This window comes from Sphingosinicella flava (genome assembly GCF_016025255.1).
Classification (GTDB): domain Bacteria; phylum Pseudomonadota; class Alphaproteobacteria; order Sphingomonadales; family Sphingomonadaceae; genus Allosphingosinicella; species Allosphingosinicella flava.
The window spans coordinates 887,690-909,554 of record NZ_CP065592.1 but is presented as its reverse complement, the minus strand read 5'-3'; the positions used below and the strand labels follow the sequence as shown (position 1 = coordinate 909,554).

Genomic DNA, 21,865 nt, shown 5'->3' with positions numbered 1-21,865 from the left:
TTTACGCCTTTGCTTGCAGGCTTGAAAGCCGCTTCCTATGATCGCCCGCAATCGGGCAGCGTTTCGTGCCCTTGCAGGTAAGGATAACAGCTTCGTGATCAAGGCCAGGTTCGCCGCTTCCGCCCTTCTTTCCCTCGCGCTGCTCGGCTGCGCCTCGGATGGCCTCATCACCGAAACGGGCGGGGTGCTCGTTACCCGCAGCGCCTGTACGGCGGTCGCGATCCCGGCAGGAACGGGGGATGTCACCTTGTTCAGCCCGGAAAATGCGCGGACGGCGGATGCCATCGACATCGTGGCGACGATGACCAAGCTCACGTCGACCTGCGATGAAACAGGCGACTACGTCATCACCACCGCCAATTTCGAAGTGCAGGCGCAGCGCCGCAATACCCAAGGCGCGCGGGAGGTCGTGCTGCCTTATTTCGCGACGGTCGTGCATGCCGGGTCCAACGTCGTGTCGAAGAGCGTCAATCGCGTCGGCCTTCGCTTCGCGGATGGCGAGGCGCGGGCCAGTACGACTGGGCAGGCGACGTCGCGCGTGCTCCGCTCCGCCGCTACCCTTCCCGAAGAGATTCGCCGCGAAGTAACGCGCGAGCGAAAGGCGGGCGAGGCGGATGCGGCGGTCGATCCGCTCTCCAACCCCAATGTCCGCGCTGCGGTGCAGCGGGCGAGCTTCGAATTGCTGGTCGGCTTCCAGCTGACGCCGGAACAGCTCGCCTATAACGCCACCAAATAAGGTGCGTTGACTCTGGCTCTCCCTGCGGCCAGAGCTTAGCCGTCGCCGGGTTGACCGCCCGGAGACTCGCGCGGGAGAGCGCGGCGGACCAAAATCCGCCGCCGCCGAAGGAGCAACCACCCCGGAATCTCTCAGGTCTCAAGGACCGCGCGGGTTTTAGACACTCTGGAAAGCGGATGGGCTTCGGCGCATCCCACCGAAGGGGTAAGCCGCCGCAAGGCGCGTGAAAGCTCTCAGGTCTCGGGACAGAGGGGGTATGGATTGGGAACGCGCTTGTGTGAGCCGTGCCGCCATGCCGCCTTTGGAGACGATGATGAGCGAAGACAAAACGTTACCGCTGGACGCATGGCACCGCGCGAAAGGCGCGCGGATGGTGCCGTTCGCGGGCTACCGGATGCCGATCCAGTATGAAGGCATCATGGCCGAGCATAAGTGGACGCGGGACAGCGCCGGGCTGTTCGACGTCAGCCACATGGGCCAGCTGATCGTCACCGGTCCCAATCTCGACAAGGCGCTGGAAAGCGTGCTGCCCGCCGACCTCGGCCTGCTGAAGGACGGACGGTTGCGCTATTCGCTGCTGCTGACCGAAGAGGGCGGCATCATCGACGATCTGATGGCGACGCGGCGCGGCGAGCATTTCTACCTGGTGGTGAACGGCGCCACGAAGGAAGGCGACATCGCGCATCTGGAGCGCAAGCTGCCGGGGCTCGTCATCGATCATATGAAGGAGCAGGCGTTGCTGGCTCTGCAAGGCCCGAAGGCGGTGGACGCTCTGGAGCGTGTCGTGCCGGGTGTCGCGGAGCTGACCTTCATGACCGGCGGCATGTTCGAGATCGACGGCGTTCCGGCCTGGATCAGCCGTTCCGGCTATACCGGCGAGGACGGGTTCGAGATTTCGGTGCAGGCGAAGGATGTCGAGACGGTCGCGGACCTGCTCGCGGCCCAACCGGAAGTGAAGCCGATCGGCCTTGGCGCGCGCGATTCGCTGCGGCTGGAGGCGGGCTTGCCGCTTTATGGGCACGATCTCGACACCAATACGACGCCGGTCGAGGCGGACCTCACCTTCGCGCTGTCGAAGCGGCGCCGCGAAGAGGGGGGCTTTCCCGGCTGGCACCGCATCGCATCGGAGCTTCAGAACGGCGCCATCGTGAAGCGCGTCGGCCTGATCGTCGACGGGCGCCAGCCTGTTCGCGAAGGCGCGATCGTGGTGGATCCGGACGGAAATGAGGTCGGCCGTGTCACCAGCGGGGGCTTTTCCCCGACGCTCGAAGTACCAATCGCCATGGCCTATGTGCCCGTCGCCTATGCCGAGGCGGGCGTGACCATCACGCTCGCCCAGCGCGGCAAGATTTTCCAGGCACGGGTCGTCCCGATGCCCTTCGTTCCGCACAAATATCACCGCAAGGGAGCCGGTAAATGAGCCTCTATTTCACCAAGGAACATGAGTGGATCAAAGTCGAGGGCGACGTTGCCACGGTCGGCATCACCGATTTCGCGCAATCGCAGCTTGGCGACATCGTGTTCGTCGAAGTGCCGCAGCCCGGCACGCAAGTGAGCCAGGGCGGCGATGCGGCCGTCGTTGAGTCCGTCAAGGCGGCTTCGGACGTCTACGCGCCGGTTTCGGGCGAAGTCGTCGAGGGCAATGCGGCGCTCGAGGCCGATCCGTCGCTGGTGAATAGCGCGCCGGAGGGCGAGGGCTGGTTCTTCAAGCTGAAGCTGGCGGATGACGGCCAGCTCGAAGGGCTGATGGATGCCGAGCAGTATAAGGCTTTCGTCGATAGCCAGTAATTTTTAGCCCCTTCCCTTGATGGGGAGGGGGTTGGGGAGGGGTGATGCTTCCGGAAGGAACGCGCTCTACGTCGTAGATCACCCCCACCCAACCCTCCCCCATCAAGGGGGAGGGCTCTTGAGGAAGACCCAACCCCTTGATGGGGGAGGGGCTTATGAGGACGAGACAATGCGTTACCTTCCCCTTGCCGATACCGACCGTCAGGAGATGCTGCGGACGATCGGCGCGAAATCGATCGACGATCTGTTCGTGGACGTGCCGGAGGCGGCGCGGCTTTCGGGCAAGATCGAGGGGCTGGCCGATCATGCCAGCGAGATGAGCGTCGAGCGGCAGATGACGGCGATGGCGCGCCGAAACATGGTCGCGGGAGAGGTGCCCTTCTTCCTCGGCGCTGGCGCCTATAAGCATCATGTGCCCGCCAGCGTCGATCACATCATCCAGCGCGGCGAGTTCCTGACGAGCTACACGCCCTACCAGCCGGAAATCGCACAGGGGACGTTGCAGGTTCTCTTCGAATTCCAGACGCAGGTCGCGCGCCTTTATGGCTGCGACGTCGCCAACGCCTCCATGTATGACGGCTCGACCGCCTGCTGGGAGGCGATCACCATGGCGCGGCGGGTGACCAAGCGCGGCAAGACGATCCTGTCGGGCGGCCTTCATCCCCATTATGTGTCGCTGGCGCAGACGATGGCGCGCTTCACCGGCGACCAGCTCGACGTGGCCCTGCCGGAGTTGGCGGCGGAGACGGACGCGGAGCGGCTGCTCGCCTCCATTGATGGCGAAACGAGCTGCGTCGTCGTGCAATATCCCGACATTCTTGGCCGCATCGCGGACCTGACGCCGATTGCCGAGAAGGCGCATGCCAATGGCGCTTTGCTGATCGCGGTGGTGACGGAGCCGGTCGCGCTCGGCGCGATCGAGGCGCCCGGCCATATGGGCGCGGATATCGTGGTGGGCGAGGGCCAGTCGATCGGCGTCGGCCTCAATTTCGGCGGGCCCTATGTCGGTCTGTTCGCCTGCCAGGAAAAGTTCGTCCGCCAGATGCCGGGGCGCCTGTGCGGCGAGACGGTGGATGCGGAAGGCAAGCGCGGCTTCGTGCTGACGCTCTCGACCCGCGAGCAGCATATTCGCCGCGAAAAGGCGACATCGAATATCTGCACCAATTCAGGGCTTTGCGCGCTTGCCTTTTCAATCCACATGACCTTGCTCGGCGAGAAGGGTCTGCGGGAACTCGCGGCATTGAATCATGCGCGCGCGGTTCAAGCAGCGGACCGGCTGGCGCAGGTGCCGGGCGTGGAGATCATCAACGACAGCTTCTTCAACGAATTCACGCTGAAGCTGCCCAAGGAAGCGCGGCCTGCCGTGCGGGCACTGGCGGAAAAAGGCGTGCTGGGCGGCGTGTCGCTCGGCCGCCTCTATCCGGAGGCGGAGGCGCTGCAGAACGGACTGATCGTGGCCGTGACCGAAGTGGTGACGGACGAGGATATCGAAGCGCTGGCGACGGCGCTTGAGGAGGTGTTGGCGTGACGTTTCGGGCTCGCAAGATCGAAAGCCTCCCTCTTGATGGGGGAGGTTTGGTGGGGGTGATGTGCGGTGTAGAGCTGTACTCTTCCCCAGCATCACCCCTCCCCAACCCCTCCCCATCGAGGGGAGGGGCTTATTTAATCGAGGAGCTCGAAGCATGAGCATCAACGCGAGCGGGTGGAAGCCCGAAATGGGATCGGGCGAGGGAGTGAAGGCGGAGACCTTCACCGGCAATCGGGCGCTGATGCTGGAAGAGCCTTTGATCTTCGAAATGGACGAGCAGGGCGGCTGCGGCGTCGACATCGCGCCGGCGCCCAAGGTGGCGAGCCGCCTCGGCGGTCTCGAACGCAAGCGCGACATCGGCATTCCAGGGCTCTCCGAGCCGCAGACGGTGCGCCACTATACGCGCCTTAGCCGCCAGAATTATGCGATCGACCTCGGCCTCTTCCCGCTGGGTTCGTGCACGATGAAGCACAACCCGCGTCTCAACGAAAAGATGGCGCGGCTTCCCGGTTTCGCGGACATTCACCCGCTGCAGCCGATCGACACGGTGCAGGGCGCGCTGAAGGTGGTCGCCGACCTTGGCGAATGGCTGGTGAAGCTGACCGGCATGCATTCGGTGGCGATGAGCCCGAAGGCGGGCGCGCATGGCGAGCTGTGCGGCCTTCTCGCCATCCGTTCGGCGCTCGAGGCGCGGGGCGATGCCCGCGAGGTGATCCTGGTGCCGGAAAGCGCGCACGGGACCAATCCGGCGACGGCGGCCTTCTGCGGCTATCGCGTCGAGAATATCCCGGCGACGGAACGCGGGCGCGTGGACCTCGCGGCCTTGAAGGCGCGGCTGGGGCCGGACGTCGCGGGCGTGATGATCACCAATCCGAACACGTGCGGGCTGTTCGAGCCGGACATGATCGAGATTTCCAAGGCCGTGCATGAAGTGGGCGGCCTGGTTTATTGCGACGGCGCCAATTTCAACGCCATCGTCGGGCGCGTCCGTCCCGGCGACCTTGGCATCGACGCCATGCACATCAACCTGCACAAAACCTTCTCGACGCCCCATGGCGGCGGCGGGCCGGGATCGGGGCCGGTGGTGTTCTCTGAGGCTCTGACGCCGTTCGCGCCTTTGCCGTTTGTCGAGAAGCAGGGCGACCGCTATGTCCTCATCGAAGAGGAGACGGCGGAAGAGCATCACGGCCAGACGTTCGGCCGGATGACCGCCTTCCACGGCCAGATGGGTATGTTCACCAGGGCGCTCACCTATATCCTCAGCCACGGCGCCGACGGCCTCAGGCAAGTGTCGGAAGATGCGGTGCTCAACGCCAACTACATTCTGCGCAGTCTCGACGACGTGCTTGACGCGCCGTTCGGGGCGAGCGGGCCATGCATGCACGAGGCCTTGTTCAGCGACAAGGGTTTCGCCGAGGGCGTGTCTACCCTCGATGTGGCGAAGGGCCTGATCGACGAGGGCTTCCACCCGATGACCATGTATTTCCCGCTGGTCGTTCACGGCGCGATGCTGATCGAACCGACCGAGACGGAGTCGAAGGCGACGCTAGATCAGTTCATCGGCGCGCTGCGGAGCGTGGCGGAGCGGGCCAAGGCGGGCGACCCGGCGCTGAAGGCCGCGCCCCTCCATGCGCCCCGGCGGCGGCTCGACGAGACGCTGGCGGCAAGGAAGCCGGTGCTGGCATGGAAGGAACCGGTGCAGGGAATGGCGGCGGAGTAATCCGCCGCTTAACCCGGCCGAGGAAGAAAACTCAGGCTTCCGCCCTGCCCTTTAGATGGTTGCGGAGCCAGCGCCAGATTCCCGTAGCGCCGACCAGGATGAGAACCAAGAATTTCTTCCCGAACGCGAGCAAGAGGGCGAGGAGTCCAAGTTTCTTGGCGGCCGCCACGCCGACGCCGGCGGCCACGAGCCCCGCGATCCCGAAATCGGCTTTCGCGTCCGTCGCCGGATTGAAATCCGCATAGCGATTGCCTGGCGTGAATTCGGCGGACCGCCCGAATTTGCCCGCAGCCTCGCGTGTTTCGGCGAGGTGGGACATGCTGGAGAGCATGTTCATGCTGAGCACCCCCTTCCGTCCCAGCAGCCGGACATCATAGTTCAGCGAATGATCCGCCTGATCGCCGAAGCGGATGTTTTGCGCCCAGATGAGGGAATGGGTCTGGGGATCGTAGGTGGGCGCCTGGGCCCAGCCGACGATATGCTGTTCCGCATACCCGCCCCGTGCCCGCTCGGCGTTGATTTCCGGCTCCGCGGCGCGAATATTCTCGATGATTTCATCATAGTCCGAGGTTTTCGCATCTTCATCGGAAACGTAGCCGGTTTCCTCGAACGTAATGACGGCGCCCCAGCTGTCGTCGAAAACCGTCTTTCCGGCAGGCAGCACGAGGCCGAGAACGCCTTCAGCCACATCGGGAGGATTGCCCCAGACATCGGTGAGAACGCGTTTGGCCTCATCGGCGGGCAGGAAATAATAATTGCTGCCAAGGTGGAGCACGGCATTTGCGCCGGCGATCGCAACGTCGCCTGTGGCAGGGTGAAGGCTGCGGAGGAAGCTCTCCTCCGCCCCGCTGTTTGACGGCGTGGCGATTGCCCCGGCAGACAGAAGCAATGTGGCCGCGATGGCGGCAAAAGCCGATTTGAGCATTGTCTTTTCCCCCTTATTCGCAGGATGACGCATGTTTCCCCAATCCGCCAGCAGAAAAGGCCAGCAAGACATGAACGGAGCCGAGCAGGAAAAATCAGCGCCTTACACGTCCGGGGACATGCGCGAACTGCGCCGTTCGACGCCGCATGCCGCGCGCAACACCGGCCCGATCATCGACGTGCTGAAGGATGTGTTGCCCGGCGAAGGCATGGTGCTGGAGGTCGCAAGCGGGACGGGGGAGCATGCCTTGGCCTTCGCGCGGGCCTTTCCGCATCTCTTCTTCCAGCCAACCGATGCCGATCCGGTGGCGCTCCGGTCCGTCGAGGCCTGGCGGTCGGGGGAGGGCGGGCCGAACCTGCTCGCGCCCGTGCCGCTGGACGCGACGACGCCCGATCGATGGCCGGTCGACCGGGCCGATGCGATCCTGTGCATCAACATGGTTCATATCAGCCCGTGGGCAGCGACGCTGGGGCTGCTGGAAGGTGCCGGGCGTTCGCTGCCGCCGGGGGGCCCGCTCTATCTCTATGGCGCTTATTTGAGGCCGGAGTGGAGCCCGCGCCGTCGAACCTGGCGTTCGACGAGTCATTGAAGAGCCGCAATCCGGATTGGGGCATTCGCGACCTGGAAACGGTCGTGGCGGCGGCGGAGCGGGTAGGGCTTGTTTTGGACCGGGTGGTCGAAATGCCGGCCAACAATCTGTCCGTCATCTTCCGCAAGGGCTGATCGCGCCGGGAAACAAACGGTCATTGCCATAGCGCAATGAACCGGGCGCGTCATTGCCCTAAGCCTTTCTTCCACAGGAAATCGGAGAAAGCATCGTGCAAGGCTGGATCGTTGCGACGGCAGCTTTGGCGCTCGTCGCGCCGCTAACGGGGGCGATAATGGACAAGGCGTCTGACGATCCTTCCGCGCCCGGGCATGCCCGCAAGGCGCGGGCCTTGGCGCCGGACGATGGCAAACCTTTCGCGCAAGGTGCCGTCAAGGATGAAGCGTTGATTGCCCTTCATGTCAGCAAGGGCCTAAATGGCAACCAAGTGCTGGCCAGCCCTCCAGCAATCCGAAGCGCTGCAGGCTATTTCAGCGCTCCCAATCATAGTGCCGACAACAGCCATGTCGCGGGTTTCGGCTTCGTCAGCCAGAACTGGAATACGGGCCAGGATGCCCAGACCCAGGGCGCCACCAACATGTCCGCGCAATATGGCACGGCGACCGGCAGCTTCAGCAGCGGATCGCCATCGCCGTGATGATCAAATGGCGTCCCCTCAGCTGATCCTGCCGCGATCGCCGCGTGAGAGGGTCTTCGCCATCGCATGGCCGGTGCGCGATGCCTTGATCAGCCGGGCCGTTTCGATGGGAGTCGCGAAGGAAGTGCCCGTCGCCGTGGCGGCGGCGCCATTGGCAAGCGCCGTGGGCACGTCGACGCCGCGCTGCCAGCGATAGACGTAGCGCGCCTGTTCGGCGGTGGGACGGTTCGTACCCTCCCAGGGAAGACCGGCGGCGTCGAGTGCGCCGACCAGCACCGCGGCGGGAAAGGCCGCCTTGGCCGAGCGGAGGTTGCCGGGATGGTCGAGCCCATCATTGCCCGCCGCCAGCACCACGGGAATGTCGCGGCGGGCTGCGCGGCGAATGGCCCGCACGATTTTCGGGTCGTCGGACAGCGACAGCGAAACGTTGATCGCGTCCACGCCGAGATCCGTGGCGAGCCGGATGGCGCGGGCGATCAGGGCGGGATCGGCCTGGCAGGGCGGCGTGCCCCGCGCGGGGCAGCCCTGTGCATCGTCGATACGGATCGACACGATGCCGACATTGTGGCCGGTTTCGCGCGCGAGGATGGTCGCGACCATCGTGCCGTGATCGTAAAGCGGTGCATACGGCGTCCGGGGCCGATCCGTGCCGAGATCATATTCGGTGACGATCAGCGGCTGCAATTCGCGCGTCGCCGCAACGCCGCTGTCGATGATCGCAACGACGGGACGTTCGCTCGCATCGCGGGCAGCGGCGCCCGAAAGCGGCAACAGGCATGACAGCAACGCGACAAGAAACGAAAAGCGCATGATTCTCCCCCCGGAGACAGGCGGGCCACGACGGGAGGAGAGGCAAGGTCGCGGTCCTTTTGCCCATCCGCGACATGTTCATCTGGATCCACGCCCCCCGGCGAGTCTCGCTAACTCCCTGATGCGTAACATGACTTTGGCGGCTTGCAAGATGGCTGGAAGCGCATTTGCGACGGACCGATGAATGCCCGCCTTTCACGGGCGAAACGCAGGGTGTGGCGGAAGCAACGGCGTTGGTTTAGGCGGCGGGCATGATGCGCACCCGTTACGCCATCGCCCTGGGATCGAACCGGCGCCACGGCCGTCACGGCGCTCCGGCAAATGTGCTGCGCGCGGCGATCCGGGGCCTTGGCGCGCTCGGCGATGTAGAGGTGATATCGCCGATCGTCGCAACGCCCGCCTTGGGGCCAGCCGGACGCGGCTTCGCCAATGCCGCGCTGATCCTGACGAGCGATCTTTCGCCCGATAGCCTCTTGCGCGCGCTCAAGCAGGTGGAGAGGGACTTTGGACGGAGGGCAGGACAAAGGTGGGGACCGCGGGTGCTGGATCTCGACATCCTGCTCTGGTCGCAAGGGGCGTGGGAAAGCGCGGGCCTCGTCGTGCCGCACACCGCCTTTCGCGATCGCATGTTCGTGCTGCAGCCGCTGGCCGCGATCGCACCGGGCTGGCGCGATCCCGTGACTGGCCTGACGGTCCGCCAGCTTTTGAAAAGACTTGCGGCGCCAAGGCCTGTTGACCCGGACGCCGCCCGTCCGTAGGAGCCCAGACGTGGTCGGGCCGTTAGCTCAGTCGGTAGAGCAACTGACTTTTAATCAGTAGGTCGCTGGTTCGAATCCAGCACGGCTCACCACCTTTTTCCTCTATCGGCAACGATCCGGGTCGACATATTGGCGATAGCCGTTGCCGTCGACATAGTAGCAGCGGCCGTCATAGTCCCAGGCGTAGCGGCGCTGGCTCGACGACACCGCGCCGACGATCGCGCCGCCGACGGCACCGGCCGCGACGCCTTCTTCCACGCTGACACCATCGACCGCCGCGCCGACGCCTGCACCGACCGCCGCGCCGATCGCCGCGCCCGTCGCGCCGCCGCGCAGCGCCGGATCGGTATCGGTCGCGCAGGCACCCAGGGTCGAAGCGGCGAACATTGCCGCCATCAGTCCAATCTTACGCATAAATCACCTCATCATCGTTTCGAGGCGGCCTCTCGCGCAACGGCGCCGCTTTCCTTCGAAAGACGGGCCGGGGACGCCCTTGCGCAATGAACGGGCGCTTCGCCGCGATCGTTCCGGACAAGCGACGACTGGACGTGTAGGGAAGGCGGAATGGTATCCAAGCGATTGTCCTTCCTGCTTGCCGCCTTGACCTTGCTATGGGTCGCGATGCTCGTCTTGGGCGGCGTCGAGGCGGCGGGCGATCGCGCGGTCTATCTCGCGCTTCACGGCGGCGGGCATCCCTGGCTGACCCGACTGGCGGAGGCGGCGACGGTGCTGGGCGGCTGGGCGGCCGTGGTGCCCGCCAGCCTGGCGGGAGCGCTTTACCTGACTTTGCGCAAGCGGCGGCGCGATGCCGCCATTCTCCTCGCCATCACATTTGGCGGGCGGGCGGCGGTGGCGTTGCAGAAGATCGCGGTCGATCGCGACCGGCCCGTCCTTGCCGATCGGCTTGCCACGGTCGATTCGGCGAGTTTCCCGAGCGGCCATGCCGCGAACGGCCTGATCGTGTGGCTCGCCTTGGCGCTTTTGCTGCCCAGGCGAAGGCGGCCGGGCTGGGTCGCCGCGGCCTTGCTGCTCGCTTTCATCATCGGGTTGAGCCGCGTGGTGCTGGGCGTGCACTGGCCGAGCGACGTGGCGGCCGGCTGGTCGTTCGGGCTCGCCTGGACGGCATGTCTTGCCGCCTTGCTGCGCAAGGATGGGGTATCGCGGCAAGGATGAGGGGGCGGCCTCATTGAAGAGGGCCGGGGATTTACCGATTATCCAGCGCGCGCATCGTTTCGGCAATCTTTTCCAGCGGATGGCGCGCGGAAGCGGCGCGCGCGGCCTTGAGGCGCGGATAGCCCGCCTTCGCCTCCGCGACCAGCGCGCGGGCGAAGCCGCCGTCCTGCACCTCGGCGAGGATGCGCCGCATTTCGGCGCGGGTGCCGTCGTTCACAATACGCAGGCCGCCGGTCATGGCGCCATATTCGGCGGTATTGGAAATGGCTTCGCGCATGCCGGCGATGCCGCGCGCGACGAGAAGGTCGGCCAGCAATTTCACTTCGGTCAGGCATTCGAAATAGGCGATTTCCGGGGAGAATCCCGCCTCCGTCAGCGTGTCGTAGCCGGCGAGAATGAGTTCGGGGATCGCGCCCCAGAGCACCGCCTGCTCGTTGAACAGATCGGCCTCGCATTCTTCGGCGAAGGTGGTTTCGATCATGCCCTTCCGCCCGCCACCGAGCGCGGCGGCATAGGATAAAGCAAGCGCGCGCGCCTGGCCGCTGGCATTCTGGTGGGCTGCGAAGAGGGTGATGAGGCCGCTTCCGGCGAGATAGTCGTCGCGCAGAGCGGTGCCGGGGCCTTTCGGGGCGACGAGCAGGATATCGAGATCGGCACGCGGCACGATGAGGTCGAAGCGGATGGCGAGGCCATGCGCGAAAATGAGGGCCGCGCCGGGCTTCAGCCGGTCGTGCAGTTCTTGGGTATAAAGATCGCCCTGATATTCGTCGGGAATAAGGATGGCGACGACGTCCGCCCAGACCGCCGCTTCGGCCGGGGCAAATACCTGGAAACCGTCGGTTCGCGCTTGCACGATGCGCGTCGAGCCCGGCTGAAGGGCGACGCGGATGTCGTGAACGCCGCTGTCACGCAGGTTCAGCGCTTGAGCGCGGCCCTGATTGCCGTAACCGATGACGGCGACTTTCTTTGCCTGGATCAGGGCAAGGTCCGCATCCGCATCGCGATAGATGGTCATGACAATCCTCCGATGCGCGACCCGGCCAGACGGAAAGGCCGGAAGGCACGGCATAGACCCGTTGCCCGGCCCGGCGAAAGCCCAGGATCGACAAGCGGGCGAACCTCCGCGGCGTCAGTCGCCGCTCTTCACGACGGCCAGCTCGTTGCCGCTGGGATCGGTGAAATGGAAGCGGCGGCCGCCGGGAAAGGCGAAGATCGGGCGCGTGACGATCGCGCCTTCGGCACGCACCTTAGCGAGCGCCGCCTCCAGATCCGGAACTTCGATCACCGGCAGGGGCGCGGCGGTCGCTTCATCCGGATCGCCCTGGAGGCCGAGATCGACATCGCCAGTCGTCGTCGCCGCGTAAGAGGGGCCGAATTCGGCGAGGCTCCAGCCGAAAGCCTGCTGGTAGAAGGTGCGCGTCGCCGCGATGTCCTTCACCGGCAGCTCGACATAATTGATCCTGGCCATCCGAGCCTCCGGTCAGTAGCGCCGGAGCAGGCCGGCGAGGCGGCCCTGCACGACGACCTGTTCGGGCCGGTAACGCTGCGGATCGTAGAGGCGGTTGGCGGGATCCAGGCGGACCATCGAGCCTTCACGGCGGAAGGTCTTGAGCGTCGCTTCGCTATTGTCGATCAGCGCCACCACGATTTCTCCGTCCCGCGCGGTGTCGGTGCGGCGGATCAGCGCATAGTCGCCGTCGAGAATGCCTTCCTCGACCATGGAATCACCGGACACTTCGAGGGCATAATGCTCGCCCGGGCCGAGCAAGGCGGCCGGAACGGGCAGGCTTTCGGTGCCTTGCAGCGCCTCGATCGGCGTGCCCGCCGCGATCTTGCCGTGCAGGGGAAGCTCGACGATGTCGTTCGCGGCGGCGGGAAGGGCTGGCTTGGCCGCCTGAACGCGCATTGGGGATGCCGCCAAACCCTTTGCCTCCGTCCGCTCCGGCGCCTTCAATATTTCGAGCGCACGGGCGCGGTTGGGCAGGCGGCGGATGAAGCCGCGCTCCTCCAATGCCGAAATGAGCCGGTGGACGCCGGATTTGGACTTGAGCTCGAGAGCATCCTTCATCTCCTCGAACGAGGGCGATACGCCGCTCGCGGCGAGATGATCGTGAATATAGCAGAGCAATTCGTGTTGCTTGCGCGTGAGCATGTCCCGCACTCTCCATAAGGAACGAACGGAGAACGTGTAGGAAACGCAATGATCCCTGTCAAGCGGCTCCGTCGCGGCGCGCCATCATGGCGCCGGCATGCGCTGAAGATAGACGCGGCGGCTCTTTTGCAACAGGATCGGATCCGGGCGGAAAAAACCGAAGTCGAGCTGCACATTATAGCGCATCGTGATTTCCGCATAATCGGCGCCATCGCTGTTTCCATAAGCAAGCGGCGCGATAGTGAGTGCGGAGGGTTTGAGGCCGAACTGGCCGGCGGCGATGCGTGCCTTGATCTGGGCCTCATCGGGACGCGGCCAGAGCGTCGCCTGGCGCGCGCCCTCGGCCAGGGCGTTGTTGAGCCCGGCATTGGCGAAATAGAGCATGCCGATCTGGGGAATGCCGATCAGAAACAGGATGAGAGCCGGGGCGACCAGCGCGAATTCGAGCGTCGAGGCGCCCCGTTCATCGCGGCGAAGCGGGCGGATCATTGGACCCTCATCGTTGCCGTGGCCCGAAGCGGGAAGCTGCCATTCGGGCTGGCGCCGACCGCGCGGGAGACGATGCTGGCGGTGAATTTCGGTTTGTAATAGCCGCGGATCGTCACCGACACGAAGCGCGCCGTTTCCTCTGTGCCGGTGCAGGCGCCGTTGATGCTGGGCTGCTCCACCCGGTTGCATTCGAGCCAGGAGCGGATCGTGACATTGGTTTCATCTTCTCCCGCCACCGCCGCCGCTTCGCGCCGGATAGAGTCCATGGTTGCGCCGACGGTGCCGGCGGTGATTTTTTCGAGGGCGCGATAGCTTGCCTGTTCCAGCTCGAACTTGCGGGCCAGGCCCTCGGCAAGGTCGATGGCGTTCACCAGCACCATCGCCAGCACGGGCGCGGCGAAGGCGAATTCGATCACGCTCGCCCCGCGCTCGTTTGTCCGCAGCCGGTGGAGAAGCCCGCGCATCACCGGACCAGCCGGACCCAGCTTGCGTCGAACGACTTGGCGCCGCCGTCGGAGGGGCAGCTATTGGTGATTTCGGTATTGCCGGTAAAGGTCAGGCGGTTCGCCACCAGCTGGATGCAATTGCTGTCCATGCCGGAATTGCCGTTGAAGGTGAGCCTCTGCTTGGGGAAATAGAAAGCGCCTTCGAGCTTCGAATAGCTGTTGCCGTTGATATAATGGTCGCCGTCGATGCGGCGGCCGTCATAATACATGAGGACGCCCTTATAGTCGCCGCTGCTGGGGGCGGTCAGATCCAGCTTCGCGCCGCCGTCGATGCGGATGTTGGGAAAGGACGTCTGGATCGTCGGCGTCGGGCTGGTGAAGACCAGGGTGACGCCGGTGCCCTTGACGGTCGATTGCGCGTTAATCGTGATGTCGCCGGTGATGTAATAAGTGCCGGGCGCGAGGTTCAGCGTCCCGTGGACCGCCAGGCCGGTATAGCAGCCCGGGCCGATATTTTGCGTGGCCTTGCTGCCCACATCGATCGCGCCGCCGCTGCAGGGGGAGGGAGGCGAGGGGTGCGGCAGATTGGCGAAGGGATCGGCCTGCTTCAGCGAGTAAGGCAGGAGGAGGGTTTCCCCCTTATAGGCGCTGCTCGGCGGCACGCCGCCCACCGCGGCGATCGGCGAAGCGACGACGGCGGCGCTGCCCGCGCCCGAAACGGCCGCGGCGCCGCTATTGTTGGCGATGACGCCGCAGCCCAGGTTCACCGTGCTGTTGCCGGAGAAGGTGATGCCGGTTCCAACCGATTCATCCAGCGCGACCATGCAATATTTGCCGGTATAGACGAGGGCGGCGGTCGCCTCGACCCGAAGCGGATGATCGTGGCCGGTGAAGAAGGACATGAAGGGCACGGACCGCTTGGCGGTGAGAATGACGCGAACCGCGCGGTTGTTGTTCGCATAAGGGCCGGTCGTGGGCGCATTTTCGATGACCGGCGGGGCGGCGAGCCGGACCGAACCGTTATAGTCCAGCGCCTGCTGGACCGCGGCGCCGATCGTTTTGTTCTGGACGCGGGCAAAGGCCCCGGCGAGGGCGCCGCTGTCGGCCGCGCGCTGCATCTGGCGTTTGAGGAGGCTGAGCTGAATGGTGTCGACCGCGAGGCCGGCCGAGCCGACGATGACCGGCATCGCGGCGCCGATCAAGACGAGCGCATTGCCCCGTCTGTCCATCCGCAACCTGCGGAGAAAAGCGCGTACACCCATATGTCGCCTCTCAGGCTTATTATCGGCACGACAATAGCTTAGGCTTCTTTACAGATGCTTAGGGTGAATGGTTAACGGCAGGCTTTACGCGCGGATAAAGGCGGCGAATTCCGTATGCGGCGTTAACCAGGCGCCCCGGCCAGGGCGAGAAAATTGGCGAGCAGCGCATGCCCCCCCTCGCTCGCGATGCTTTCCGGGTGGAATTGGACGCCGTGGATGGGAAGATCGCGATGCGCAATGCCCATGATCACCCCGTCGTCGGTTCGCGCCGTGACCGACAGGCAAGCGGGCAGGGTCGTTTCCGGAACGACGAGAGAATGGTAACGGGCGACGGTCAGCGGATCGGGCAGGCCCGTAAAGAGGCCGGTGCCGTCATGCCAGATGGCGGAGGTCTTGCCGTGCATCACCGTGCCGCAGCGTTCGACCCGGCCGCCGAAATGCCGGCCGATCGCTTGGTGGCCGAGGCACACGCCAAGCAAGGGCTTTCGGGCATGCGCGCATGCCGCGACGAGATCGAGCGAAATGCCCGCTTCGTCCGGCGTGCCGGGGCCGGGCGAGATGAGGAAAGCGCCGGCACCGGAGCCGAGCGCTTCATTCACGGTCATCGCGTCGTTGCGCACGACACGGACGTCCGCACCCAATTCGTTCAGATAATGGACGAGGTTCCAGGTGAAGCTGTCGTAATTGTCCACGACGAGAATCATTGGAACGGCCCCTTGCGGCTTCCCGGCGCGGACGGGGGTCCGCGCCGCATCAAGCCTTTATTGCGCGCCGCGTCCGAGCAGCTGGCTCTTCAGGCGCTGGATCGCGGCGTCGTGCCGCTCGACCTTCAGGCTGCGCTGGGCGGCGCGGGCGAATTGCAGCGCATATTCGTCGCCAAGCGCCTGGCCGAATTGCTGGCGCGTGGCGGCGACGAGCTGCGGCTGGCCGCGGGCGTCGCCGGGAATGACCTCGTTGAGGTGAACGACGAACCAGCCGATGCCGTCCGGTGCCGGGATGACGCGCGCCTTGCCCTTCGGAATCGAGAACATGAGGGCGACGGGCGGCGGCACCTGCTGACCCTGGCGGGCGATCTCGATACGCTGGGCGCTGACCGGGCGCGGACCTTCCACCTTGACCCCGGCAGCGGCGAAGGCGGCTTGCGGCGCCATTCCGCCGTTGATGCGGGCGGCGATCTGGTCGGCGATCCGCTTGGCCTGATCGCTGGCGCGCTTGGCGATGAAATCGGCGCGAACCCGGTCCTGGATCTGCGCGAGCGCCGGCGGGGCGGCGGGGATGACATCGCCGAGCGCGATCACCGCATAACGCTGATTGGCCTCGATCGCCTGGACGACGGGATCGTCGTCGGCGGTCAGCTCGAAGGCGGGCTGAAGCAAGGGCTGGACGCCTTCGGGAAGCTGGTAATTGGCGGTGCCGGGCGCCTGGCCGGTGGCGGTAACGGGCACGGTCTGGGCGACGGTGAGCTTTTCGGCACGCACCGCTTCGTCGAAGGTCGAGCCGTCGGCGATCGCATCCTCGATCCGGGTGGCGAGCGCGCTCAAGGCCTCCTGCGTCTTTTGGGTGCGCAGCTGCGTCGCGATTTCCGCGCGGACCGAGGCAAGGGGACGGGCGGGCGTATTCGTCACGGAATCGACGCGCAGGATGTGCCAGCCAAGCTCCGAGCGGGCGGGCTGCGTGGTGGTGCCCGCGGCGGCCGAGAAAGCGGCGTTGGCGATGGCGGCATTGGTAAGGCGGGTCAGGCTTTCGCGAGTCTGCTCGCCGATCGAGGTGTCGCCGGCCGCGAAGCCCGCTTCCTGCGCGGCCTGGGCGAAGCTCTTGCCGCCCGAGAGCTTCTGGGCAAAGGCACGGGCGGCGGCTTCGTCGGGCAGCACGACCTGGCTGAACGAACGGCCCTGCTTGGCGCCATAGGTCGCCTGGTTGGCCTGGTAGAAAGCGGCGATTTCCTGATCGCTTGGCTGGGCGGCGGCGGCGACCTGATCGGCGCCGAACATGGCGTAACGGATCACGCGCCGTTCGGGGATCGTGTAGCGGGCCTGGTTCCGCGTGTAGAAGGCGTTGAGCTCCGCAGCGGTCGGCGCGGGGCCCGGGGGCACGGCGTCGAGCGAGATGGCGCCGACGCTGCCCGAGCGGCGTTCCAGCAGCAGCGAGGCATATTGCAAGGCGACGCCTTCCGGAATGCGCGGCGCGGCGCCGACGGGAAGCATCAGCTGACGTTCGATGAGCGAAGCGGCGAGATCCTTGCGCAGCTGATCCTCGGTGATGTTCTGGGCCTGGAGCGCCCGGCGGAAGGTCTGCTGATCGAACTGGCCGGCGAGATTGTGGAAGGCGGGAAGGCTGGCGATTTCGGTGTCGACCAGCTTGCGCGGGGCGGCGAGGCCCTGTTCGTCGCCGAATTGCGCGATGGCGCGGGCGGTGATCATCTGGTCGACGAGCCGTTCCAGCGTATCGCCCTCAAGAAACTGCGCCATGGTGAGCTCCGGCTGCTGCTGGCGGGCGCGGCTCAATTGGCGATTGACCTGATCGGCGACCTCCGTGGCGGTGATCGCCTCGCCATTCACTTCCGCGACCGTATCGCCGCCGCCGATATTGCCGAGGCCCGAGGGCGTGCCGACGCCCGTGATGATGAAGGCGAGGGCGATGAGGCCGAGAAGGGCGACCACGATCCAGGATGAAAGGCCGCGGCGAAGGAAGGAAATCATCAGTCAGCTACCGGTATGATTGAGGTTCGATACGGCTCTTAAGGCCTGTTGACCGCGCGCGGAAGCCCAGATTGCACCGGCGTCCGCCACCGCTCCTTCGACAAGCCCATCGGGAGCCGATATGGCGGCCGCAAACAAGCAAGGGAGGATGGCCGATGCGCCGCAAGTTGATCGTCGGAAACTGGAAGATGAATGGCAGCCTGGGCGCGCTGGCGGAGATGGACGCGATCGCGGCGGCGGCATCCCGGCGCGCCGACGTGGATACCGGCATCTGCCCGCCCTTCACATTGATCGCGCCCGCGAAGGAACGCGCGCCCTCTCTCGCCATCGGCGCGCAGGACTGCCACGCCAAGGACAAAGGCGCCCATACCGGCTGCGTGTCGGTGCCGATGATCCGGGAAGCGGGCGCGACGATGGTGATCGTCGGCCATTCCGAACGGCGGGCGGACCAGCATGAGACCGATGCCGATGTCCGCGCCAAGGCGCAAGCCGCGCTGGCGGAAGGACTGCTGACCATCGTGTGCGTCGGCGAGAGCGAAAGCCAGCGCGAGGCGGGGGATGCCGCAACCGTCGTCACCGGACAGCTTGCCGGATCGCTGCCCGACGATTGGAGGGGCGGGGAGCTGACCGTCGCCTATGAACCCATCTGGGCGATCGGCACGGGCAAGGTCGCCACCCCGGCCGACGTCGCCAGCATGCATGCGGCGATCCGCGCGCATCTGGCCGCCCGCTTCGGCCCGCGCGGCGATGCGATCCGCATTCTTTATGGCGGATCGGTGAAGGCGGACAATGCGGCCGAGTTGCTGGCGGTCGACGATGTCGACGGCGCCCTGGTCGGCGGCGCGAGCCTGACGGCGGCGCAGTTCGTGCCGATTATCGAGGCGGCTTGACTGGCATCGGTCCGCACGGACGGGTTAGCAAATAAGGTTCGTGCAGCCGGCCTCACAGCGAACTTCAGCCCTTATAGCGACGTCTTATAAGGCTGCCCTTATAAGGGAGTTCCAATGGCCGGGCCTGTTATCGTTATTCAGCAGGATGCCGTTGATCCGCGCTTCAAACGTCGTTGTTTGGCGGCGAGCGACCCAGGGGATCCCTTTCGCGACGGGCAAGAAGGCCCCTGCTTGAATTCTTGTTTCGGCGCCGCATTTGAAGGCAGCGCGGGCGGCGGCAAAGCCGGGCGTTCGCGAGAGCGAGGAGATGCGACGATGAGCAAGGAATTCGACCCCGCCGACAGCCAGCCCGCCGGCTATGTGCCGCCGAAGGTGTGGTCCTGGGATAAGGCCAGCGGCGGCAAGTTCGCCAACATCAACCGTCCCATTTCCGGCGCCACGCATGAAAAAGCACTGCCGGTGGGCGCGCATCCGCTTCAGCTCTATTCGCTCGGCACGCCGAACGGGGTCAAGGTGACAATCATGCTGGAGGAGCTATTGGCGGCAGGCCATGCGGGCGCCGAGTATGACGCCTGGCTGATCGACATCAATGAGGGCGACCAGTTTTCCAGCGGCTTCGTCGACGTGAACCCCAATTCCAAGATTCCCGCGCTGGTGGACCGCTCGACGGCCCCGGAGACCAAGGTGTTCGAAAGCGGGGCGATCCTCTTCTACCTCGCCGAAAAGTTCGGCGCCTTCCTGCCCACGGACCCGCAGAAACGGGTGAACACGATGAGCTGGCTGATGTGGCAGATGGGGTCCGGCCCGTTCATCGGCGGCGGCTTCGGCCATTTCTTCGCCTACGCCCCGATCAAGATCGAATATGCGATCAACCGCTATGCGATGGAGGCCAAGCGCCAGCTCCACGTGCTCGACACGCATTTGGCCAAGAACGAGTATATGGCGGGCGACGAATATACCATCGCCGACATGGCGATCTGGCCCTGGTATGGCGGCGTCGTGAAGGGCGAGGCCTATGGCGCGCAGGAATTCCTGGCCGTGCACGAATATAGGAACCTCCTGCGGTGGACCGACCAGATCGGCGCGCGCGCGGCGGTGAAGCGCGGGCGGATGGTCAACCGCAAGCTGGGCGCGCCGGAAACCCAGCTCCGCGAACGCCACGATGCGCGCGATTTCGAGGTGAATACAGAGGACAAGGTGCAGGCGCGGGGCGGTCTCTGGGTTTGATTCCTTCCAACTTCCTGGGGCCAGCTTCAATTCACGACGCGCCTGAAGGGCAGTCCGGGCCTGAACCGTAATGCCTGTCTCGAAGAGAATTTTCATTGAATATTGTTAGAAATATCCGCCCTGAAACTGACCTCTCTAATTTGCAGATGTGCAAATATTGTCGCATGTAATAGACAAGTTTCATAAAGTGGAAGGGGAGTGTCATGAATCCTTTGAAATGGCTTTACATCGTTGCACTTGTTGCGACCTCTGTTGCGAGCCCTGTTCTTGCGCAGTCACGCAGCGGCGCCAATGATAAGGGGCGTCCGGCAGGCGTTAACAAAATCCGGCCGGGCCTTGGCGACGATCCGGGGGATCCGGAAGTATCTCCCTGGCTGCCGCCTGGAGTAGAAATCGATGGACCAATAACCGGGGTAGATGCCGAGGAGCAGGAATGCGAAGGCAAGAGCATGACCGTAGGAAGTGGCAGATCGGTGCAAGTCTGTGCCGCTTTCTGCTTCAATCCGGAAGACGCGCGATGGACACCTACATATGACGCGAACGGTGAACCTACAGGCCGGTTCGAATTCGCCAGGGGATTTACTCTCATAAGTGAATATCAGGATGGGCAGAACGGGCTTCTAGTGGAACGCGTGCGGATCAATCAGCCCCTTCCCTTCTGTGCGGCCGGCGGCGGCGAAGACGAGGAAGAAGAGCGCGAGAAGTTCATCGTCCAGCTCAACATGTACTGCCTCAACGCGAAAAAAAGCCCCTCTTTTGATCGTCTACAATACAGGGCTGCTGGGGTAACACAAGACGAGGATCTGCAGGAACTTCTCGCGATCCTGGATCGCAAGCAAATTACTACCCAGGAGCACAAGGATTTGGTTCAGGATGCGATTTGGGAAATCACGGAAAAAGAAGGCCTGAAGCCGCAAACGCGGGCCAATCTGCAATTGCTTCCGAACAAGGCGTGACCTCGCCTTCAAGCAGATAGGACTTAATGAACCGGATGCGGCTGCCATCGGGGCCCGGCGGCTCATCCGTATAGCCCCAATCGTTGCAATCGCCCCGCCCGCTGACGACCCTTCCTTTTGCAATGGATATGCTGAAAATCGCGACCTGAAACGGGAATGCCGTTCAAGTTCACGGCTTTCCAGAAGCCGTCTTCATCTCGTGCGGAAAGAATTGCTCGTAATGTCCCGTCGTCCCTGCGGATCGGCGATCCCCATCAGCATCAGAGCGAACGCAGCGACCAGCAGCAAAAACAATCGTCGCGATCCCCCAGCGCCTCATTCGCCAAGGGCAAAATCGACGCGGACCCGCACTTCGGAAGTCGTCACACCCGGATTGAAGGGCGCTGCCGCCACCGGCGGCGGGGGCGCGGCAGCGCTTTGCTCCACGCTGACCGGCCTGGGGTAGAGATAAGGCGGCGCGGCATATTCGCCGCCATCATAGATGCCGAGCACGCGCTTGACCTTCAGGCCCGCGGCACCGGCATAGGCGTCGGCACGCGATCGCGCGGCGCGATAGGCGGCCGCATAAGCCGAGCGCGTCGACCCTTCGCGGTCCGAAATGCGGAGATCCGGCCCGGACAGGACGTTCGCGCCTGCTTCCGTCACCAGGGTCACGGCGTCGCCCACCCGGGACATGTCGCGCAGCGTGACCTCGACGATATTCTCGGCCCGGAAGCGGCCCTTGTCGCGGCCATAGTCGATCCGGTTGAGGCTGAGATTGCGGGTCTGCAAATCGTCGGGCTTGACGCCAAGGCGCGACAGCGCGGCGCTCACGCGCTCCATTTTCTCGCGATTGCCCCGGCTCGCCTCGTCGGCGGTCGGCGCGATGGATTGCACGCCGAGCTGGAGCCTCGCTTCGTCCGGGCGGGTTTCGGCCTTGCCGCTCGCCGATACGGTCAGCAGGGTTTCGTTGCCCTTCACGCCGCGCGGATCGGGAGCGGAGGCTTGGCAGCCCCCCAAGAGAAGCGGGATGGACAAGGCAAATATGCGCATGAGGCGGTGCTCCTTTGTGGAGCCGGGCCA

General features: G+C 64.9%; 23 protein-coding genes, 1 tRNA gene, 1 pseudogene and 1 riboswitch. Of the genes and pseudogenes, 13 read left to right on the top strand and 12 right to left on the bottom strand.

The window, feature by feature from the left end; all coding sequences use genetic code 11:
- Nucleotides 1-37: 37 nt before the first annotated feature.
- The 5 genes from IC614_RS04740 (at nucleotide 38) to gcvPB (ending at nucleotide 5,772) form a co-directional block, all read left to right on the top strand.
- Nucleotides 38-736 (top strand): hypothetical protein, encoded by a 699-nt coding sequence (locus IC614_RS04740; RefSeq protein ID WP_226372728.1) that lies wholly within the window; start codon nucleotides 38-40, stop codon nucleotides 734-736.
- A gap of 61 nt (nucleotides 737-797) precedes the next feature.
- Nucleotides 798-894, top strand: a riboswitch (glycine riboswitch).
- A 152-nt stretch (nucleotides 895-1,046) separates the two neighbouring features.
- Nucleotides 1,047-2,156 (top strand): glycine cleavage system aminomethyltransferase GcvT, encoded by a 1,110-nt coding sequence (gene gcvT / locus IC614_RS04735; protein WP_404829144.1) that lies wholly within the window; start codon nucleotides 1,047-1,049, stop codon nucleotides 2,154-2,156.
- Nucleotides 2,153-2,524, top strand: coding sequence for a glycine cleavage system protein GcvH (gene gcvH / locus IC614_RS04730; RefSeq protein WP_200972754.1), 372 nt, complete (start codon nucleotides 2,153-2,155; stop codon nucleotides 2,522-2,524). The genes gcvT and gcvH overlap by 4 nt, the downstream gene beginning before the upstream one ends.
- A gap of 169 nt (nucleotides 2,525-2,693) precedes the next feature.
- The gene (gcvPA, locus tag IC614_RS04725) at nucleotides 2,694-4,052 is read left to right on the top strand and encodes an aminomethyl-transferring glycine dehydrogenase subunit GcvPA (protein WP_200972753.1); all 1,359 of its coding nucleotides are present in this window, start codon (nucleotides 2,694-2,696) and stop codon (nucleotides 4,050-4,052) included.
- A gap of 154 nt (nucleotides 4,053-4,206) precedes the next feature.
- Complete coding sequence (gene gcvPB, locus IC614_RS04720; RefSeq protein ID WP_200972752.1) at nucleotides 4,207-5,772, top strand: aminomethyl-transferring glycine dehydrogenase subunit GcvPB; 1,566 nt, start codon at nucleotides 4,207-4,209, stop codon at nucleotides 5,770-5,772.
- A gap of 31 nt (nucleotides 5,773-5,803) precedes the next feature.
- Here gcvPB and IC614_RS04715 read toward each other — a convergent pair whose 3' ends face one another.
- Nucleotides 5,804-6,697 carry a DUF2167 domain-containing protein gene (locus IC614_RS04715; RefSeq protein WP_200972751.1) on the bottom strand — a complete coding sequence of 298 codons (894 nt, stop codon included), beginning with the start codon at nucleotides 6,695-6,697 and terminating at the stop codon, nucleotides 5,804-5,806.
- A 118-nt stretch (nucleotides 6,698-6,815) separates the two neighbouring features.
- On the opposite strand from IC614_RS04715, the pseudogene IC614_RS04710 reads away from it, so the two are divergent.
- Nucleotides 6,816-7,420: pseudogene (locus IC614_RS04710) on the top strand (DUF938 domain-containing protein).
- Nucleotides 7,421-7,578: 158 nt separating this feature from the next.
- Nucleotides 7,579-7,941, top strand: coding sequence for a hypothetical protein (locus IC614_RS04705; RefSeq protein ID WP_200972750.1), 363 nt, complete (start codon nucleotides 7,579-7,581; stop codon nucleotides 7,939-7,941).
- A gap of 18 nt (nucleotides 7,942-7,959) precedes the next feature.
- Here IC614_RS04705 and IC614_RS04700 read toward each other — a convergent pair whose 3' ends face one another.
- A complete protein-coding gene (locus tag IC614_RS04700; protein WP_200972749.1) occupies nucleotides 7,960-8,751 on the bottom strand; it encodes a S8/S53 family peptidase in 792 nt (263 codons plus the stop codon).
- Between the two features lie 251 nt (nucleotides 8,752-9,002).
- On the opposite strand from IC614_RS04700, the gene folK reads away from it, so the two are divergent.
- Together folK and IC614_RS04690 are read left to right on the top strand one after the other, a co-directional pair.
- On the top strand, nucleotides 9,003-9,509 hold the full coding sequence (folK, locus tag IC614_RS04695) for a 2-amino-4-hydroxy-6-hydroxymethyldihydropteridine diphosphokinase (protein ID WP_200972748.1): 507 nt from the start codon (nucleotides 9,003-9,005) through the stop codon (nucleotides 9,507-9,509).
- 16 nt (nucleotides 9,510-9,525) lie between these two features.
- Nucleotides 9,526-9,601: transfer RNA gene (locus tag IC614_RS04690), tRNA-Lys, on the top strand.
- A gap of 10 nt (nucleotides 9,602-9,611) precedes the next feature.
- Here IC614_RS04690 and IC614_RS04685 read toward each other — a convergent pair.
- Nucleotides 9,612-9,923, bottom strand: a complete 312-nt coding sequence (locus tag IC614_RS04685) for a hypothetical protein (protein WP_200972747.1) — start codon at nucleotides 9,921-9,923, stop codon at nucleotides 9,612-9,614.
- A gap of 150 nt (nucleotides 9,924-10,073) precedes the next feature.
- Here IC614_RS04685 and IC614_RS04680 point away from each other — a divergent pair, with 150 nt between their 5' ends.
- Nucleotides 10,074-10,682: a phosphatase PAP2 family protein gene (locus IC614_RS04680; protein WP_200972746.1), complete on the top strand. Its 609-nt coding sequence runs from the start codon at nucleotides 10,074-10,076 to the stop codon at nucleotides 10,680-10,682.
- Between the two features lie 31 nt (nucleotides 10,683-10,713).
- On the opposite strand, the gene ilvC is transcribed toward IC614_RS04680, so the two are convergent.
- From ilvC to IC614_RS04640, 8 genes are all read right to left on the bottom strand, one after another.
- A complete protein-coding gene (gene ilvC / locus IC614_RS04675; RefSeq protein ID WP_200972745.1) occupies nucleotides 10,714-11,697 on the bottom strand; it encodes a ketol-acid reductoisomerase in 984 nt (327 codons plus the stop codon).
- Between the two features lie 114 nt (nucleotides 11,698-11,811).
- Nucleotides 11,812-12,150 (bottom strand): VOC family protein, encoded by a 339-nt coding sequence (locus tag IC614_RS04670; protein ID WP_200972744.1) that lies wholly within the window; start codon nucleotides 12,148-12,150, stop codon nucleotides 11,812-11,814.
- 12 nt (nucleotides 12,151-12,162) lie between these two features.
- Nucleotides 12,163-12,834 carry a transcriptional repressor LexA gene (lexA, locus tag IC614_RS04665; RefSeq protein ID WP_200972743.1) on the bottom strand — a complete coding sequence of 224 codons (672 nt, stop codon included), beginning with the start codon at nucleotides 12,832-12,834 and terminating at the stop codon, nucleotides 12,163-12,165.
- 84 nt (nucleotides 12,835-12,918) lie between these two features.
- Complete coding sequence (locus IC614_RS04660) at nucleotides 12,919-13,323, bottom strand: TadE/TadG family type IV pilus assembly protein (RefSeq protein ID WP_200972742.1); 405 nt, start codon at nucleotides 13,321-13,323, stop codon at nucleotides 12,919-12,921.
- A complete protein-coding gene (locus tag IC614_RS04655; protein WP_207791154.1) occupies nucleotides 13,320-13,787 on the bottom strand; it encodes a TadE/TadG family type IV pilus assembly protein in 468 nt (155 codons plus the stop codon). Before IC614_RS04655 ends, IC614_RS04660 begins: the two co-directional genes overlap by 4 nt.
- On the bottom strand, nucleotides 13,787-15,031 hold the full coding sequence (locus tag IC614_RS04650) for a TadE/TadG family type IV pilus assembly protein (protein ID WP_207791153.1): 1,245 nt from the start codon (nucleotides 15,029-15,031) through the stop codon (nucleotides 13,787-13,789). The genes IC614_RS04655 and IC614_RS04650 overlap by 1 nt, the downstream gene beginning before the upstream one ends.
- 122 nt (nucleotides 15,032-15,153) lie before the next feature.
- Nucleotides 15,154-15,735, bottom strand: coding sequence for an anthranilate synthase component II (locus IC614_RS04645; protein WP_200972739.1), 582 nt, complete (start codon nucleotides 15,733-15,735; stop codon nucleotides 15,154-15,156).
- 57 nt (nucleotides 15,736-15,792) lie between these two features.
- Nucleotides 15,793-17,730 carry a peptidylprolyl isomerase gene (locus tag IC614_RS04640; RefSeq protein ID WP_200972738.1) on the bottom strand — a complete coding sequence of 646 codons (1,938 nt, stop codon included), beginning with the start codon at nucleotides 17,728-17,730 and terminating at the stop codon, nucleotides 15,793-15,795.
- A gap of 155 nt (nucleotides 17,731-17,885) precedes the next feature.
- Here IC614_RS04640 and tpiA point away from each other — a divergent pair, with 155 nt between their 5' ends.
- The 3 genes from tpiA (at nucleotide 17,886) to IC614_RS04625 (ending at nucleotide 20,803) form a co-directional block, all read left to right on the top strand.
- A complete protein-coding gene (gene tpiA, locus IC614_RS04635) occupies nucleotides 17,886-18,620 on the top strand; it encodes a triose-phosphate isomerase (RefSeq protein WP_200972737.1) in 735 nt (244 codons plus the stop codon).
- A gap of 315 nt (nucleotides 18,621-18,935) precedes the next feature.
- Nucleotides 18,936-19,847, top strand: coding sequence for a glutathione-dependent disulfide-bond oxidoreductase (gene yghU, locus IC614_RS04630; RefSeq protein WP_200972736.1), 912 nt, complete (start codon nucleotides 18,936-18,938; stop codon nucleotides 19,845-19,847).
- Between the two features lie 203 nt (nucleotides 19,848-20,050).
- Nucleotides 20,051-20,803, top strand: a complete 753-nt coding sequence (locus tag IC614_RS04625; RefSeq protein ID WP_200972735.1) for a hypothetical protein — start codon at nucleotides 20,051-20,053, stop codon at nucleotides 20,801-20,803.
- Between the two features lie 315 nt (nucleotides 20,804-21,118).
- Here the strand turns inward: IC614_RS04625 and IC614_RS04620 are convergent, their stop codons facing one another.
- Nucleotides 21,119-21,835, bottom strand: a complete 717-nt coding sequence (locus IC614_RS04620) for an SIMPL domain-containing protein (protein WP_200972733.1) — start codon at nucleotides 21,833-21,835, stop codon at nucleotides 21,119-21,121.
- Nucleotides 21,836-21,865 lie beyond the last annotated feature (30 nt).